Genomic DNA, 15,143 nt, shown 5'->3' with positions numbered 1-15,143 from the left:
CTTACTCCTCAACCAGGGCCGGCTCAGCGACACGAGCGCGCTGGGCCAGGCGATTCAAGTCCCGATAACCAGCGCCCGGGTGGCTGGCGGGCAGGCGCGGGCCGTCGCCGAACAGCTTCTCGCGCAGGGTGCCAAGGCGATAGTCGGTCTTGTACACGCCGCGCTGTTGGAGTTCGGGCACCAGCAGCTCGACCACGTCGCGAAAGGTCTCATGGGCCAGGGCGTAGGCCAGGTTGAAGCCGTCAACATCGGTGTCCTCGACCCAGGCCTGCAATTCGTCGGCGACGGTTTGCGCACTGCCGACAATCAACGGGCCAAAGCCGCCGATGCCGACCCAGTCGGCCAGTTCCTGGACTGTCCATTGTTTGTCGGGGTCGGCGGTGGAGAAGGTTTCCACGGCCGATTGAATGGCGTTGGTATGGATGTGCTTGAGCACCTGGTCGGGTCGGTACTGGCTGAAATCGATGCCAGTCCAGCCGGAAACCAACGCCAGCGCGCCCTCATAGCTGCTGTAGGATTTCAGCTCCCGCCACTTGGCCTGTGCCTTGGCATCGGTCTCGTCGACGATCACCGTTTGCAGGTTGAAGATCAGCACCTTGCGCGGATCACGCCCGGCCTCGGCGGCACGTCGACGGATATCGGCCACGGTCTTTTTCAGGATGACCTTCGACGGCGCCGCGACGAATACACATTCCGCATGGCCGGCGGCGAAATCCTTGCCACGGCTCGATGCCCCCGCCTGGTAGAGTACCGGCGTGCGCTGCGGCGACGGCTCGTAAAGGTGGATACCCGGCACTTGGAAGTGCTTGCCCTGGTGACGGATCTCATGGACTTTGCCGGGGTCGCTGAAGATGCCGCGCTCCCGGTCGCGCACCACCGCGCCCTCCTCCCAACTGCCTTCGAACAGTTTGTAGAGCACCTCGAGGTATTCGTCGGCGTAGTCGTAGCGCGCATCGTGATCACTCAGCGCCTTCTGGCCGAGGTTACGCGCCCCGCTGTCGAGGTAAGACGTGACGATGTTCCAACCGATGCGCCCCTTGGTCAGGTGATCCAATGTCGACAGGCGGCGGGCAAAGGGATAGGGATGCTCGAAGGTCAACGAGGCGGTCAGGCCGAAACCCAGGTGCTCGGTCACCAGTGCCATCGGCGTGATCAGCGCCAGTGGATCATTGACCGGGACTTGGGTCGCCTGGCGGATCGCGGCGTCACCATTGCCGCCGAGCACATCGTAGATACCGATCACATCGGCAATGAAGATGCCGTCGAACTTGCCGCGCTCCAGCAGTTTGGCCAGGTCGGTCCAGTAATCCAGGTCTTTATACTGCCAGGCACGATCCAGGGGATGTCGCCAGAGCCCTGGAGACTGGTGGCCGACGCAGTTCATCTCGAAGGCATTGAAACGAATTTCACGTGGCATGGGAACTCCTGCTCGATGGGTTCAGCACCATATCCGGGCGCTTTCTCGTTGCTGTCTCAACATGATTCATGCCAATTAGAAAATCCCTTTATTTACAGTGGCTTACTCACGGAACCGCGCAATCAGGGTGACTACCTTCCAACACCGGTGTTGATCAATTGTTCGATAACAAACAGTTCGGCGTTCGCTCGGGACCGTTTGCCAACACCCAGCCGACGGCCTGGTCCGGAACCGGCCGTCGCTCATCAATGTTCAATGGCTGAAGGCTTGGTTGAAGGACGTGTCGATAACGCCAGCAGTGGCCAGCGGAGCCGGCAGCGCCTTGACCTTGAACAGGAAGTCCGCCGTGCTCTGCAGGTCGGCGGCGGACTGCTGGTCCACCGGACCAACGCTCATGTGGGCCTGGCGCAACCAATGGCGCGAGACGTCCTGGTCAAGATTGGCCTTCTTTGCCCAGAGGTCGGCGTATTGGTCGGTGTGGTTGTCGACCCAGGCGCGGGCTTGTTTCACGCGGCCGAGGAAGTCGGCGATGGCTTCACGCTTGCTGTCGATGGCCGGCGTCGAGGCGGCAATGGCGCTGAGGCCGGGCATGAGGTCCTTCGCCGTCAGGATCGGCCGGGCGCCGGAGAAGAGGATCTGTTGCGAGATGTAGGGCTCCCACACCGGAAAGGCATCGATACTGCCCTGGGGCAAGGCAGCAGCTGCATCAATGGGCATCAGCTTGATGAAGTCGACGTGGTCTTCCGGCAAGCCGGCCCGTTCCAGGGCGCGCAGTGTCAGTTGCTGGCTCCACGCCCCGGGCCAATAGGCGACCTTCTTGCCCTTGAGGTCGGCGATGGTCTTGACCGGCGAGTCCTTGGGCACGAGCAGCGCGATGGTGTCAGGGTTCTGCCGCGAGACGCCGATCAACTTCACCGGTGCCTGTTTGGCGGCCAGGAACAGAAAGCCCGAATCGCCGAGAAAACCCAGGTCCAGGTCACCGGTACTCAGCGCCTCGGCCAGTGGCGCGGCCGCTTGGAAGTGCTTCCAGTCGACGCGATAGGGGGCGCCCTCAAGCACACCCGAAGCCTCCACCGAAGCCCGTACGTTGTAATAGTTCTGGTCGCCGACATGCAGTACCAATGGCTCGGCGGCCTGGGCCAACGGTGCGGCAAACATCGTGCTGAGCAGTAGACGTTGCAAGAATTGGCGGGGCTTCATAAAAAGACTCCTGAATGAATTTCTTAGAACTTAACGCTCTTGTAATCCAACTCAGAAATTCTTTTAAGACATAAGCTCATAAGTCACTTGCGACCGCTGACTGCGCTGCAACAGCGCCGCAGCAGACTGTTGACAGGGCAACATCGCCCTCCAGACTTCCACCCCCTCGCGTCCCCGCCAGCCGCCCTGCTGCGGGTGTGGCACAGAGCCTGCAATATTCCATTCCAGCGGGACTTCTTCCTGCTTGCACCGCTCCCTGGAATACCTATCTGCTGCTACCGGCAGACAGGCCGCAAGGCTTGCTGACACAACGGTTCGGGCAACTGATTCATGAAATGCTCACTGCCGTTGCGACGGATTGGCAATGAGCGGCGCCGTCGTGACCTGGGCACTGCCATGGACAGAACGAACCCGGACCCGCAACGCAATCAGCAACGCAGCCAGCAGCATCAGCACAGCCGCCGCGACGAATACGCCGGCGCTGCCACCGAGGCTGAACATTGCACCGCCAGCGGCAGCGCCCGTTGCGATGGCCGACTGCACGGACGCCACCACCATGCCCCCGGCGCTTTCCGCCTGATCAGGCACCGCGCTGGCGACCCAGTTCGACCACGCCACCGGCACACCGCCAAAGGCCAGGCCCCAGATTGCCAGCAGCACCGCCTGGCCCGGCACCGAGGCCGGCAACAGCACCAACGCCAATGCGGCAACGCCCACCAGCGCCGGCATCAACACCAGGGTGGCCAGCGGATGACGCTCAAGCAGCCACCCGGCCAGGAGCGTGCCGGCGAAGTTCGCCACACCGAAACCCAGCAGCATCAGCGACAGCCCTTGCGCGTCGATGCCGGTAGTCCCTTCGAGAAATGGCCGGACATAAGTGAACATCGCGAAATGGCCGCTGTGCACCAGCACGCAAGCGAACATGCCCATGGCGATGCCCGGGCGCCGCAACACTTCAAGTACGGTGCGCAGGCGTGCCGGCCTGCGTGGCGCAAGGCGCGGCAGCGTGAACGACTGGAAAGCCAGGGTCACCGCACCTACCGCCGCCGCTGCAAAGAACGCGCTGCGCCAGCCATACAGCCCGCCCAGGTAGCTACCCAACGGGACCGCAACCACCGTCCCGATGGCGATGCCGCTGAAAATGATCGAGAGCGCTCGGGGCAACAAAGCCGCCGGTACCAGGCGCATCGCCACCGCTGCCGCCATGCTCCAGAACCCGCCAAGGGCAATGCCCAGCAAGATCCGCATCAGCAACAGCACCGCGAGGCTGGAAGAAACGGCGACCAGTAGATTGGATGCGATCATCAACGTGGAGAAACCCAGCAGCACCCAGCGGCGGTCGATGCCGCGGGTCAGGCCTGGCACCAACAGGCCAGCGAACAACGCGACCACGGCGGTCACCGTTACCGCCTGGCCAGCCAACGCTTCGGACACTCCCAGGTCGGTCGCCATCGGCGTCAACAGGCTGGCCGGAAGGTACTCGGCGGTCAGCAATCCGAACACGCCCATTGCCAGCGAGAAAACGGCCATCCACGCGGGGGTTGTCGGCTCCACATCCGGCCCGACGCCGGAACGGCTGCCGGGTACGGCATTACACACACAGTCAGTCATTGCACGGATCTCCGAATTTCATTGCGACCCGCAGTCTAGGCGCGCGAAACCGGATGATCTATGATCGAAAACCTCAAATTTTTGACCGAAACACCTGAACCATGCCCACCAATCAGTTTGCCCTCTCCTCGGATCTCATCAACGAGCTGTTGCGCGGCATGCGCCTGCGTGGTGTCGAGTACCGGCGTATCCAGGCCGGTCCAGCCTTCGGCCTGGGCTTCGCTGCCAAACCAGGACACGCCTGGTTCCACTTCCTGGCGGTCGGCAATGCACTGCTGCGGATGGAAGACGGAACCACCTATGCGCTGTCGGCCGGCAATGCCGTGTTCATTTCCCATGGGGCGGCCCACCAACTGCTGTCCCATGTGGACGCGCCGGTTCAAGACATCGATCGCCTGGACGGCGCTCCCCTCGGCGATGCCGTCAGCGCGGTGGATACCGGAAACGATGCCAGCCCCACGCCGACGACCATTCTGTTCAGCGGCTGCATGGAGTTTGAACTGGGCAGCATCCATGGCCTGGGCAGGCTGATGCCGGGCCTGATGCTGATTGACGCCGGTGGTCAGCGTTACCCCGGACTGATGCCGATCCTGACCACCATGGAACGCGAAGCCAGCGCCGCACGTGTCGGCTTCGCCGGCATTCTCGCGCGGCTGGCCGACGTGGTGGCCGCCATGGTCGTTCGCGGTTGGGTGGAGTGCGCCTGCGGTAATGCCTCTGGCCTGGTCGCCGCATTGCGCGATCAGCGCCTGGCCAATGCACTTCTCGCGCTCCATCAACAACCGGGCCGCGACTGGACCGTCGCGCAGTTGGCGGAGCAATGCAATACCTCGCGCTCGGTCTTCGCCGACCGTTTCCAGGCGACTATCGGCATGGCCCCGTTGCGCTACGTCACCGAACTGCGGATGCGGCTCGCGAGCCAGTGGCTGACGCTCGAAAGGCTGCCAATCGAAGAAGTGGCGCAGCGCCTGGGCTACACCTCCCAAGCCGCTTTCAGCCGCGCATTCAAGCGTGTTACGGGCAAGACACCTGGGTTGAGTCGTCAGTCGAGGCAGTCGGCTCTCTAGCCTTGATAGGCGGATAGGACGACGAAGTTGATTTTTCACGTCGGCAGTAAGAAAGTTGATATGCAGGGCAAACGCGTAGTTGTCGTTGGCGCGGGCATCATGGGCGCGTCAGTGGCTGATCGCCGCTGAACGAGCTGTCCGTCGCGGTTACGGAAGACTATCTACAAGGATCTCTGCTCTATGATTGTTGCAACGGCGTTATGGACGGGATCATAAATGCTGTGGTTGAAGATAGTGGATCGAACGCCGCTTTCGGCCGGTTGGTGCCCTTCGCAACCGGTGACTTTCGGCCAGGAGCAGACGTATTGCTGTTCTTTAAGCAAAGCTTAAGGAGACCGGAATATCAGCCCGCTATTCGGCAGTCCCAAGCCCCGGGATGACTAGGGCACCCAATAGAATCAAGGAGAGATGGATGCACCTCATTCAAAAGTCCAGCCAATGTATTTTGCTGGCCGGCGTGTTTGTCATTAGCGGTTGCACTTCGTTTTTGCAGGGCAAGCAGTATGTCGTTCCCGCCCCCGGTGAACCCTCCGCAACGGTTCGCCTCAAGGCTGGAAATGGTGCGAGACTGGATGCCATGACGTTCAGCGACAATGGATGCTATGCGGGCTACACCATCCTGCCCTCTAACGGCGACCATATCGAATCTCGGGTCGCCGTGAATAAGGAGCTGATCCTGACCTATGGGCGGGTGGCAGGAGGCAGCGTTTGCCAGATACCGTTCTCTTTCACTCCACAGAACGGCGCCACGTATACCTTGGTCCAAGGCTCTTGGAGCAAGCCCAGGACAGGCATTCTTCCTATCTTCAATCGCGACGAATATTTTTGCGGCGTAGGCGTCGTCAAGAAAGTCGGCGACCAGGAAAGCGTCGAACCCATTCAACAGCTGCAAATCAAGACTGGGTTCGCATGCCTGAAATTCGTTAAAGAATAGGGACACCGCACGGCATCCGTTGCGAGTTGGATACCATTACGGGCGGATAGCGCCCTCCCCGGGCAACGACACCGATTACCGACCACTGTTCTGCAGCGAAAAGCGGTCCGCTCCGCGTTGCGCCGTTGGAGTGTAAAATGTTGGCCTGCCCCCTTCCAAGGACTGATCAGTGATCACTTGCCATGTCAGATATGCCATTGACCCTTACCAACTCCCGGCCTTCGAAAGCTATTCCCGTCAGTGGATCGGTGTCGTGACCCGCATGGGCGGCCAGCATCACGGCTACTTTCTACCGGCTGAAGGTGCTAACAACATTGCTTACTGTCTGTTCAGCTTTGCCAACCTCGCTGAGTACGAGCGCTATCGCAAAGAAAGCGAGCTGGACGAGGAATGCATCAAACTGGTGGCAGAGGCGACCCAGCAAAGATTTATCTTGAGCTATGAACGCACTTTTCTGCGTCCCGTTCTGGATTGAGCTAATTAACTTCCGGACGTTTGGTCAGTTGCACCCTTTCGCGACGAGAGCTAGCGGCCATTAGCAGACGCTCCTGCACTGGATATTTCAACTATCCGCCATGCGATACAGAGCTTGAACGTGAGATGTCGCTAGCCCCATCGAAAAAATGTCATGCTTCCTGCGCCAACCGAACCTTTGCCCCCAAGCATCGTCCGAGCTTAAGCGTTTAAGCTAACTGCTCGCCACGAGGTTTCCGTTTGAAAGCTGCCATCGTCAAAAATTACCGTCTGATCGTCAAGACCATGGGCTACGTGGGCTGGGCTTTGTTCTGGTTGTTGCTCTGGGACATCGCCGTCACGGTGGACTTCATGCTGTTTCTCAACGCCAAGTTGAACCTGCCGCTGATGCCGCTGACCTTGCTCGGCTCGGCATTGGTGGTGTTGATCAGCTTCCGCAACAGCAGTGCTTACAACCGCTGGTGGGAAGCACGGACGCTGTGGGGGACGATGATCAACAATTCACGCAGCTTCGCCCGTCAGGTGCTGACGCTGCTGGACGACCCCGGCAGCGAGGTGAATCCGGTCAAGTCGACCCTGTTGCGTCGCCACGTCGCTTATGTGAATTGCCTCGCCGCGCATCTGCAAGGCCAGCCTTGTCCCGAGGAAGTGCGGGCGTTTATTCCGGACGAAGAGTTTGCCCGCAGTGGCACGACCAATAACTTTGCCAACGATATCCTCACCGGCTCGGCGACGTTGCTGGCGCGCGAATACAAGGCCGGACACTTGGACAGCATTCGCCTGGCGCGTCTTGAGTCGACGCTGGTGGACCTGTCCAACAGTCAGGGCGGCATGGAGCGGATCGCGAATACGCCGCTGCCCTACCCTTATGTGTATTTTCCACGGCTGTTTATTTCGCTGTTCTGCCTGATTGTGCCGGTTGGACTGGTGGAATCCCTGGGCTGGTTCACGCCGCTGGCTTCGACCGTGGTTGGGTTCATGCTGCTGGCCATCGAGCGCATCGGCACCGATCTGCAAAGCCCGTTCCGCCACAGCGAACATCAGATCCAGATGGATGCGCTGTGCGAAACCATCGAAAAGAACCTGCAGTCGATGCAGCGCGATTCCTTGGGTGATGTGCGCAGGATTGAAGAGAACGCTTGAAGAAAAACCCTGTAATGGCCCCTCAAGTTATCAATGTTGTTGAACTCGCCGCGCTACTTCACATAGCCACTGGCGCAACAGTTGGGCTGCCTCACCCAGCACCACATCTTTGGCCTGCACCAAATAATAGCCCTTGCCAGTCTTCAGTACAGCGTCAACGACAGGTACAAGAAGGCCATGCTCCATGTCGTCCTCGACCAGCCAAGGGCTGGTGAGCACCAAACCTTGGTCGCGCCGCGCCGCGTCGATTGCCAACTCGGACTGATCGAATTTGAGGCTGCTGGAGAAGTTAACAGGGGACATGCCGACCGATGACAGCCATTGAGACCAGTGGGCATGAGAAGTCGTATAAAGCAAGGTGGCTCCCGGCAAACAATCAAGGTCATGCAACTGCAGCCGTTCGCGGTAGGCCGGGCTGCAGTAGACCCTTACCTCGTCTGGCAAGAGCAGTTCTGCGTGCACGTCACTGGCATATCCATCGAAATGGCGCACTGCCAGGTCGCAGGCGGCGTCATTAAAATCCACGGTATCGGTAGATGCACTCAGGTGCAGTTGCACTTCTGGATAGCGCTCGGTGAACAACGGCATCCGTTTTGCGAACCAGGACTTGGCGAACGCCGGCGGCAGACTCAACCGTACCTGCCTGTCTCTAAGACCCTGGACAGCCAGGTTGGCTGTCTCCAGCTGGCGAAGAGCCGGCTTCACCTGCTCCCAGTAGCTCAGAGCTTCCGCCGTTGGTTGCAGCCTGCGCACACTGCGTACGAACAGTGGCGTTCCTAGCCAACCTTCCAGTTTGCGGATCTGTTGCCCTACTGCTCCCGGCGTCACGAACAACTGGCTTGCAGCGACGCTGACGCTGCCAGTGCGCATGACCGCGTCGAAGCAAGCGATAGCCCTGAGGGGCGTGTCAGCTCTCATGACGTAGTTTTTCTCTTCTATAGATCGAAAACACATGATTTGTAGCGGCTTGCGTACTTTCCCACAATCGAATTTCGCCACAGCGCAGAACGAATTCCGATTTCCGTAGGAAAAACCAATGCCGATCATCCGGCAGGTGGCCGGCTGTTCCCAACCGCGTGAGGAATAAATGGTTGTGCAAATCATCAGCGATAAAAGGTGCCAATAAGTGAGAAAGTCTGTAGACGGGGCTGCCACGGCGGTGATGGTGGTGCTGTGCCTCATTTGGGGTGCCCAGCAAGTGGCAATGAAGGCGGTTGCTGGTGACATGGCACCCATCATGCAGGTCGCCGTTCGCTCCGGAGTCGCTGCAGCCTTGGTCTGGCTGATCGGAAAATGCATCATGCGGGAGATGTGGTTGCCAAGTGTCTGGTGCCGCTCCGGGTTGGTCGTGGCCGTTCTGTTCGCCAGCGAATTTCTGTTTATCGCGCAAGGGTTACGCTGGACAAGTGCTTCACATATGGCGGTTTTCCTTTATACAGCGCCCTTATTCGCCGCCATTGGTCTGCATCTACGCTTGCCGGAGGAGCGCCTTAGCGCGATTCAATGGTCTGGTATGTCTCTGGCGTTCGCAGGGATTGCCGTCACCTTCCTCATGCCACGGGACGGGACAGCCCTTCAAATCACCAACTCAAACAGTCTTCTGGGTGACCTGTTGGGCTTGTGCGCGGGCGCTACTTGGGGATTTACGACAGTAGCGGTGCGTACCAGTCGCCTTAGTGAAGCTCCGGCAACCCAGACCCTGTTTTATCAACTGGCAGGAGCCTTTCTCTTTCTGCTGCCTTTAAGCCTGGTAGCAGGCCAAAGCTCGATGACTTTCTCTACCGGCGCAGTGGCCAGCCTGGTTTTCCAGACATTAATCGTGTCAGTGGCAAGCTACTTGATCTGGTTCTGGATGCTTCGCCGCTACTTCGCAGCTCGTCTTGGAGTGCTGGCCTTCATGAGTCCGCTGTTTGGCGTACTGATGGGTTATCTGTGGCTCGGAGAGCAAACGAGCTTCGGATTTCTGCTAGGCGCAAGCCTGACTATTGTCGGCCTGCTCGTAGTGAATCTCAGCAAAGCGGTTGGGCAGACTGGGGATGATAGAAGTTGCCCACCCCCTGAAAATCGCAAGGAGAAGATGCAGTCCTGAAGACGGGTTGACGGACAGGCTGGCGGTCATCCGGTGATCCGCTTCGGGGTACGTCCAATTGCGCAGCTCACCTGGCAACCTGATTGAGCCCTGTCTATAGTTTTCGGCGCCAGATAGCTACCGGAGGCATGGACATGAGTCAGAGCATTTCGCCCGCCGCTTCAGCTGCGCGGAACACCGGCATGGTAATCACGACTTTATGGGGCTCGGACACCGTCGCAGGTATTACGGTCGATCCGGACGGTGCCATCTGGCTTGGCGCTTATAGTCGCCTGGGATTAGGAGGCGAAGAAGATTCAGGCTTTACCGGCAGCCTGGTCCGGTTCAATGCCGACGGTAGCCTGGATCGCAACTTCAGTGGAGACGGCAAGTCGCTCCTCCCTGTGTCGCTCGATATCGAGGACGGTGGTAACGCTGCGGTGCAGCCGGGAGGGGGCTACCTGGCGGCGCTCTACGTGAAAGTGGGCGATGCCTGGGTTTCGGGCGTAAGCCGTACCTTGGCTGACGGCAGCCTTGATACCAGTTTCGGGAATGGCGGCACCGCGACGGTGCCTTTCTACTGGAATGAAGATCTAGGCCAGCAAGCGTCGTTCTCCGTACAACGCGACGGCAGCTTTTTCGCAAGCGCCGGGTATCCCTCCGGGGAGATCCATATCGCTCGCTTCGACGCAACGGGGACGCTGGTCTCGTCTTTCGGCGAGGCTGGGGTCCTGCACTTGCCAGCGTCCGTCGGCATTCAACCCAGCAGCGCGATCGACGTTTCGCTGCAGGGAGACGGGAAGGTATTGGTCACCGGGCGAGATACCCTGACCCGCCTCAACCCGGACGGTACTCTGGACAGCAGCTTTGCGAACGGGGGCAGCCTCGCCCTGGATGTTCACCCAGACGCCCTCGTCATCCAGGATGACGGCAAAATCCTGCTGGCGGGCGCCTCGGGCGGCGTGGCGAGCGTCATCCGCCTCAATGCCGACGGCTCGCTCGACACCGGTTTCGGTGATCAGGGTAAGGTGAGTTGGGGCTCGCAAAGCGCTCCTTTCGCAGTCGCCGACATGATCGTGCTGGCCAACGGCAAGCTATTGATTGGTGGAAGCCAAGGAACGAGCGCGGACGGCTATCTGGCCGCCTTGGTCCAGTTGAACCCCAACGGTAGCCTGGACCTCGGCTTTGGCAATCCCGACGATGGCTATCACCACCTTGACGGTGGCCGCGAGGATGACTTCCTGCTCGGTACCGCCTCGTTCGACGATGCGATCTCTGGCGGGGCCGGTGACGATCTGCTCGATGGCCAGCAAGGTCGTGACCTGCTGACGGGTGGCACCGGGGCCGATACGTTCCGTTATCAGTCAGCCGCAGACAGCTACCGAACCGCAACCACGGCCCATAGCGACCGAATCACCGACTTCGACCCCAGCACCGATACGATCGACCTCTCCTCCCTCGGCTTCCTCGGGCTGGGCAATGGATATGACGGAACGCTGGCGATACGCGTCAATGAAAGCGGGACCCGGACCTATCTCAAGAATTTCGAGGCCAACGCGGATGGGGAACGCTTCGAAGTGATCTTCGACGGTAACCTGGGCCAGACGCTGGATGAAACCAACGTCCTGTTTCAACAAGCCAGACTGGTGGGCACCGAAGGGGCTGATCGTTTACAAGGCAACGCTCGAGGCGAAATCATCGAAGGATTCGCAGGCGATGATCGCCTTAATGGCGCACTCGGGAATGATGTATTGGCCGGCGGAAATGGTCGGGACCTATTGGCGGGTGGCGGCAACAACGATGTGTTCCGGTTCGACGCATTGAGCGACAGCTACCGTACCGCCACCGAAAACCACACTGATCGCCTGATTGACTATACCGCGGGTGAAGACACGATCGACTTGTCCGCCTTGGGCTTTACCCGCTTGGGAAATGGTTACAACGGCACGTTGGACGTGGTTTTTAATGAGGCCAAGAACCTGACTTACTTGAAGAGCTACGAAGCCGATGCATCCGGGGCTCGATTCGAGTTGAGCCTGGCAGGGGATCACTCCGGTTACCGTGACTTGAACATCATCTTCGCCGAGCCCTTGGAGGAGGATCTCTTTCAGTTGATCGGAGTGGCTGACTCCCTAGTGTGAAACGCAAGCCTGGATAGTTTTGTCTTAGGCAGTTAGCACTCCTGACGCGGGAATGTCATCCAACGGAACAGGCCGCTCTTCGTTACTCCCCGCAGTTGTTCTTCCGCGCCGCGAAGCTTAACGTCATCCGATGCGCGAATTTACTTCAACGCAGCCACCACGGCATCGAAGAATACCATCGGGTCGATCGGCTCTTTGTCAACCGGCTTGGGCTGGGCACCGAAGGTGACAATCACGACGTTATTGGCAGGGTTGACGTAGATGTTCTGGCCCTGGATTCCGACCGCCGAATAGGCGCCGTCTTTCACCGACGGCTCGGTCCACGCCGTCCACCACATATAACCGTAGTCCAGGGACTTGCCGCCTTTGAGGGTGGTCGGCAGCGTCGCCTCCTTGACCCAGCCTTCGGGCAGAATCGAGGTGCCATTGATCTTGCCGCCGTTCATGAAAAACAGCCCGAAGCGTCCATAATCGCGCAGCGTGGCGCTGATACCACTGCCACCGATTTCCACGCCGTCAGGCGAATCGAGCCACCACCGGGCATCACTCTCCATACCGAACGGCTGCCAGATCTTCTGCGATAGATAATCGGCCAGCGGCATCTTCACAGCGCCACGGACGATCTCGCCGAGTACCTGCGTTTCGCCAGTGCTGTAAGTGTTGGCCGTGCCAGGCTCGGCTGCTCGCGGCAAACTTGCCATCAAAGCCATGGCCGAACGCGGTTTCTGCGATATCTGCGCTTTGAGTAGCGCGCGACGATCGGACGCCGGATCGGTGTAGGTCTCGTTCCACTTCACGCCCGAAGACATCATCAGCACGTTGCGCACGGTCACGCCTTCGTAGGCGCTGCCCTTGAGCTCGGGAACGTAATCCACCACTTGCGCATCAAGGCTCTTGATAAGGCCGTCTTTGATCGCTGCAGCCGCCAGCGTGGAGGTGATGGACTTGGCTATCGACATCGACATCCATCGGGTTTTCTCGGTGTTGCCTCGCTGGTAGGTCTCGAACACGATCTTGCCGTCCTTGAGCACAAGCATCGCCGTAATGCTGTCCAGCGCGACGAAGTCATACAGGTCGTACTTTTTGTCCCCGACAGTGAAGCGAACGTTGGGCAACTGTTTGTCTGATTTCGGCAGCGCATACGGGTGATCGCCGGCTTTGATCCTGTGGGTAGGGAACAGCCGGTCGATGTTGCGGTAGGTACTGACCGCCAGATCGGGGAGCATGGCGCCGTCATAGATCTGCTCCACGGTGCCAATCGGTTCCTGGGCGTGGGGATAATCCTCAGCCCATGCGCTCGCGGTGATACCCGCAGCGAGCAGACCGAGGGAGAGAAGCAGCGAGCGACCAGCCGCAGCCACACCAAAAATAGCGGATGAGTGCATAACCTATCCTTATTTTGATTTGCTATTCACGCACGTCAAGACACGCGCCCGCTTGAACCATAGCCTACTCATTGAAATCACGCCCGGGCTGAAAGACGCTGCTGTTGCAGAAAAGGCGACAGATTCATTTGCTGAAGATAAGGCTGTCCCCTCTTACCGCCTTTTACTGTCAGCATCCATCGGTCGTTCAAGCGAGGCCGCCCCCGGCCATGGGTTTCGATGAAGAGTTCGGAGACCTACATCCCTGGCCTCATCCGACAGTTCGTAACACTTTGTCATCACATAATTCCTTTCCGTTGATGGTGCAAATTCTACAAAGTCTCAGCATTTTAGGGGCAACGATTGGGTTTATCGGAAGTTTCTTACAGACCCTAGAAGTTACATACCCAGCAATACCTTTGTAACTGGACGAATAATGTTTCACGATGTGCAAGTCACATGCTAGCATTCGTAGGCGCTCAGGAATTCCATACGGCGCTTAAGGACGAAACTTATATATTTTCAGGAGATAACTATGGCAATGGCTATTGTTAAGGGCGACAACAGCGACAATAACTTGTCGGCTATTGAAGCTTCTTTCATGTATGGTTTCGGAGGAAACGACACCATACATGGAAGTAATTTCCATGACATCATTGAAGCAGGAACAGGCAATGATGTGATATACGCCAATGCTGGAAACGACATGGTAATCGGCAACGAGGGATCTGACCAGTTATATGGAGGGGATGGAGACGATTTTATCGTCGGAGACAATACCCTCGATGCTACCGGAGCTGGAAACGACTTGTTATCTGGTGGCGCCGGCAATGATCGTTTACATGGCAACTACGGCAATGATGATTATCTTTATTCCGTGAACTCCGGGATTGACATCATCAATGACGGTCTCACGGCAGCCGGAATCGCGGGCTACGGCGACGGAACTGACACTCTTAAATTTACCAACGCAACTTTTAACGATATCTATTTTCAGCACCTCGCCTCCAGCAATGATCTACTGTTATTTACATCGGCAGGCGTGGACGAAAATGGATCGATCCAGCACGGCGTCATCATTCAAGACTTCTACTTGAATGATGAAAACACCAATATTGAATATTTGGCTGACAGCACTGGCGCCAAATTTGACCTGTCCCAACTATTGATTCCTGACGAAACTTCGTATACCGAATCCTCTCTGCATAGTTTGGTATTGGTGTGACTTTCCAGCGACAGGCATATTTAAACAGAAGGAGATATATTACATGGACATTTCAAAAGGCATAGGTTTAACGACAAATATGTCGCGCAGCATTGCAGACATGAATCTTTCGCCAGTGAAAGTGACTGATGATTTCGCTCGTAGGTTACGGGAGATTGATGAAAGCGTTCGCAAGGCGGAAGCGATAGAACGAGGTGAAATTCGCTTTGTTGCTGACAACGACCCCGAGAATGCGGTTCAAACTGTTATGAAAGGCAACCAGGTTGTTGCCACAATCTATAAATCCGGCGTAGTCACAATTTCCGGTGAGTTCGCCGGATATATAGGCGACCTCAGTCTTCCTGAATCAGGAGCGATGCGCGCCAAAGTAATAGCAGAGGCTGTGGGCGGAAAGATTGTAGATGTATCTCACGAACCTCTTTCTTCGAAATTTCCGTTTTCAACAATCGTATAATAAGATCTTCTGAATAACCGCACACCTCTTTAAAAAAAGCCCAGC

General features: G+C 58.0%; 13 protein-coding genes. 8 read left to right on the top strand and 5 right to left on the bottom strand.

Annotated elements, in window-relative coordinates; genetic code table 11:
• Position 1 precedes the first annotated feature (1 nt).
• The 3 genes from M1E16_RS11350 to M1E16_RS11340 all read right to left on the bottom strand — a co-directional run bounded on the left by M1E16_RS11350 (position 2) and on the right by M1E16_RS11340 (position 4,228).
• A complete protein-coding gene (locus tag M1E16_RS11350; RefSeq protein WP_458129936.1) occupies positions 2-1,417 on the bottom strand; it encodes an LLM class flavin-dependent oxidoreductase in 1,416 nt (471 codons plus the stop codon).
• Between the two features lie 252 nt (positions 1,418-1,669).
• Positions 1,670-2,617 (bottom strand): ABC transporter substrate-binding protein, encoded by a 948-nt coding sequence (locus M1E16_RS11345; protein ID WP_458129935.1) that lies wholly within the window; start codon positions 2,615-2,617, stop codon positions 1,670-1,672.
• Positions 2,618-2,956: 339 nt separating this feature from the next.
• Entirely contained in the window at positions 2,957-4,228 is a 1,272-nt protein-coding gene (locus M1E16_RS11340) for an MFS transporter (RefSeq protein WP_458129934.1), read from the bottom strand.
• 101 nt (positions 4,229-4,329) lie between these two features.
• Here M1E16_RS11340 and M1E16_RS11335 point away from each other — a divergent pair, with 101 nt between their 5' ends.
• The 4 genes from M1E16_RS11335 (at position 4,330) to M1E16_RS11320 (ending at position 7,846) form a co-directional block, all read left to right on the top strand.
• Entirely contained in the window at positions 4,330-5,295 is a 966-nt protein-coding gene (locus M1E16_RS11335) for an AraC family transcriptional regulator (RefSeq protein WP_458129933.1), read from the top strand.
• Between the two features lie 412 nt (positions 5,296-5,707).
• Entirely contained in the window at positions 5,708-6,229 is a 522-nt protein-coding gene (locus M1E16_RS11330) for a hypothetical protein (RefSeq protein ID WP_434674148.1), read from the top strand.
• 169 nt (positions 6,230-6,398) lie between these two features.
• Positions 6,399-6,704, top strand: a complete 306-nt coding sequence (locus tag M1E16_RS11325) for an NIPSNAP family protein (RefSeq protein WP_458129932.1) — start codon at positions 6,399-6,401, stop codon at positions 6,702-6,704.
• A gap of 239 nt (positions 6,705-6,943) precedes the next feature.
• Entirely contained in the window at positions 6,944-7,846 is a 903-nt protein-coding gene (locus M1E16_RS11320; protein WP_305495189.1) for a bestrophin family protein, read from the top strand.
• Between the two features lie 30 nt (positions 7,847-7,876).
• Here M1E16_RS11320 and M1E16_RS11315 read toward each other — a convergent pair whose 3' ends face one another.
• Positions 7,877-8,893 (bottom strand): LysR substrate-binding domain-containing protein, encoded by a 1,017-nt coding sequence (locus M1E16_RS11315; protein ID WP_458129931.1) that lies wholly within the window; start codon positions 8,891-8,893, stop codon positions 7,877-7,879.
• 115 nt (positions 8,894-9,008) lie between these two features.
• On the opposite strand from M1E16_RS11315, the gene M1E16_RS11310 reads away from it, so the two are divergent.
• Both M1E16_RS11310 and M1E16_RS11305 read left to right on the top strand, forming a co-directional pair.
• On the top strand, positions 9,009-9,935 hold the full coding sequence (locus M1E16_RS11310) for a DMT family transporter (RefSeq protein WP_458130313.1): 927 nt from the start codon (positions 9,009-9,011) through the stop codon (positions 9,933-9,935).
• 134 nt (positions 9,936-10,069) lie between these two features.
• Positions 10,070-12,055 carry a M10 family metallopeptidase C-terminal domain-containing protein gene (locus M1E16_RS11305; protein ID WP_458129930.1) on the top strand — a complete coding sequence of 662 codons (1,986 nt, stop codon included), beginning with the start codon at positions 10,070-10,072 and terminating at the stop codon, positions 12,053-12,055.
• Between the two features lie 140 nt (positions 12,056-12,195).
• Here the strand turns inward: M1E16_RS11305 and M1E16_RS11300 are convergent, their stop codons facing one another.
• Positions 12,196-13,440 (bottom strand): serine hydrolase domain-containing protein, encoded by a 1,245-nt coding sequence (locus tag M1E16_RS11300; protein ID WP_458129929.1) that lies wholly within the window; start codon positions 13,438-13,440, stop codon positions 12,196-12,198.
• Between the two features lie 514 nt (positions 13,441-13,954).
• Between M1E16_RS11300 and M1E16_RS11295 the strand changes: the two genes are divergently transcribed.
• Both M1E16_RS11295 and M1E16_RS11290 read left to right on the top strand, forming a co-directional pair.
• A complete protein-coding gene (locus M1E16_RS11295) occupies positions 13,955-14,644 on the top strand; it encodes a calcium-binding protein (RefSeq protein ID WP_458129928.1) in 690 nt (229 codons plus the stop codon).
• Between the two features lie 43 nt (positions 14,645-14,687).
• A complete protein-coding gene (locus M1E16_RS11290; RefSeq protein ID WP_458129927.1) occupies positions 14,688-15,098 on the top strand; it encodes a hypothetical protein in 411 nt (136 codons plus the stop codon).
• Positions 15,099-15,143: the final 45 nt, after the last annotated feature.

It is taken from the genome of Pseudomonas sp. Z2-11, from assembly GCF_054161305.1.
Note: the sequence above shows the minus strand (reverse complement) of the source record. Positions and strands in the feature narration are given on the sequence as shown.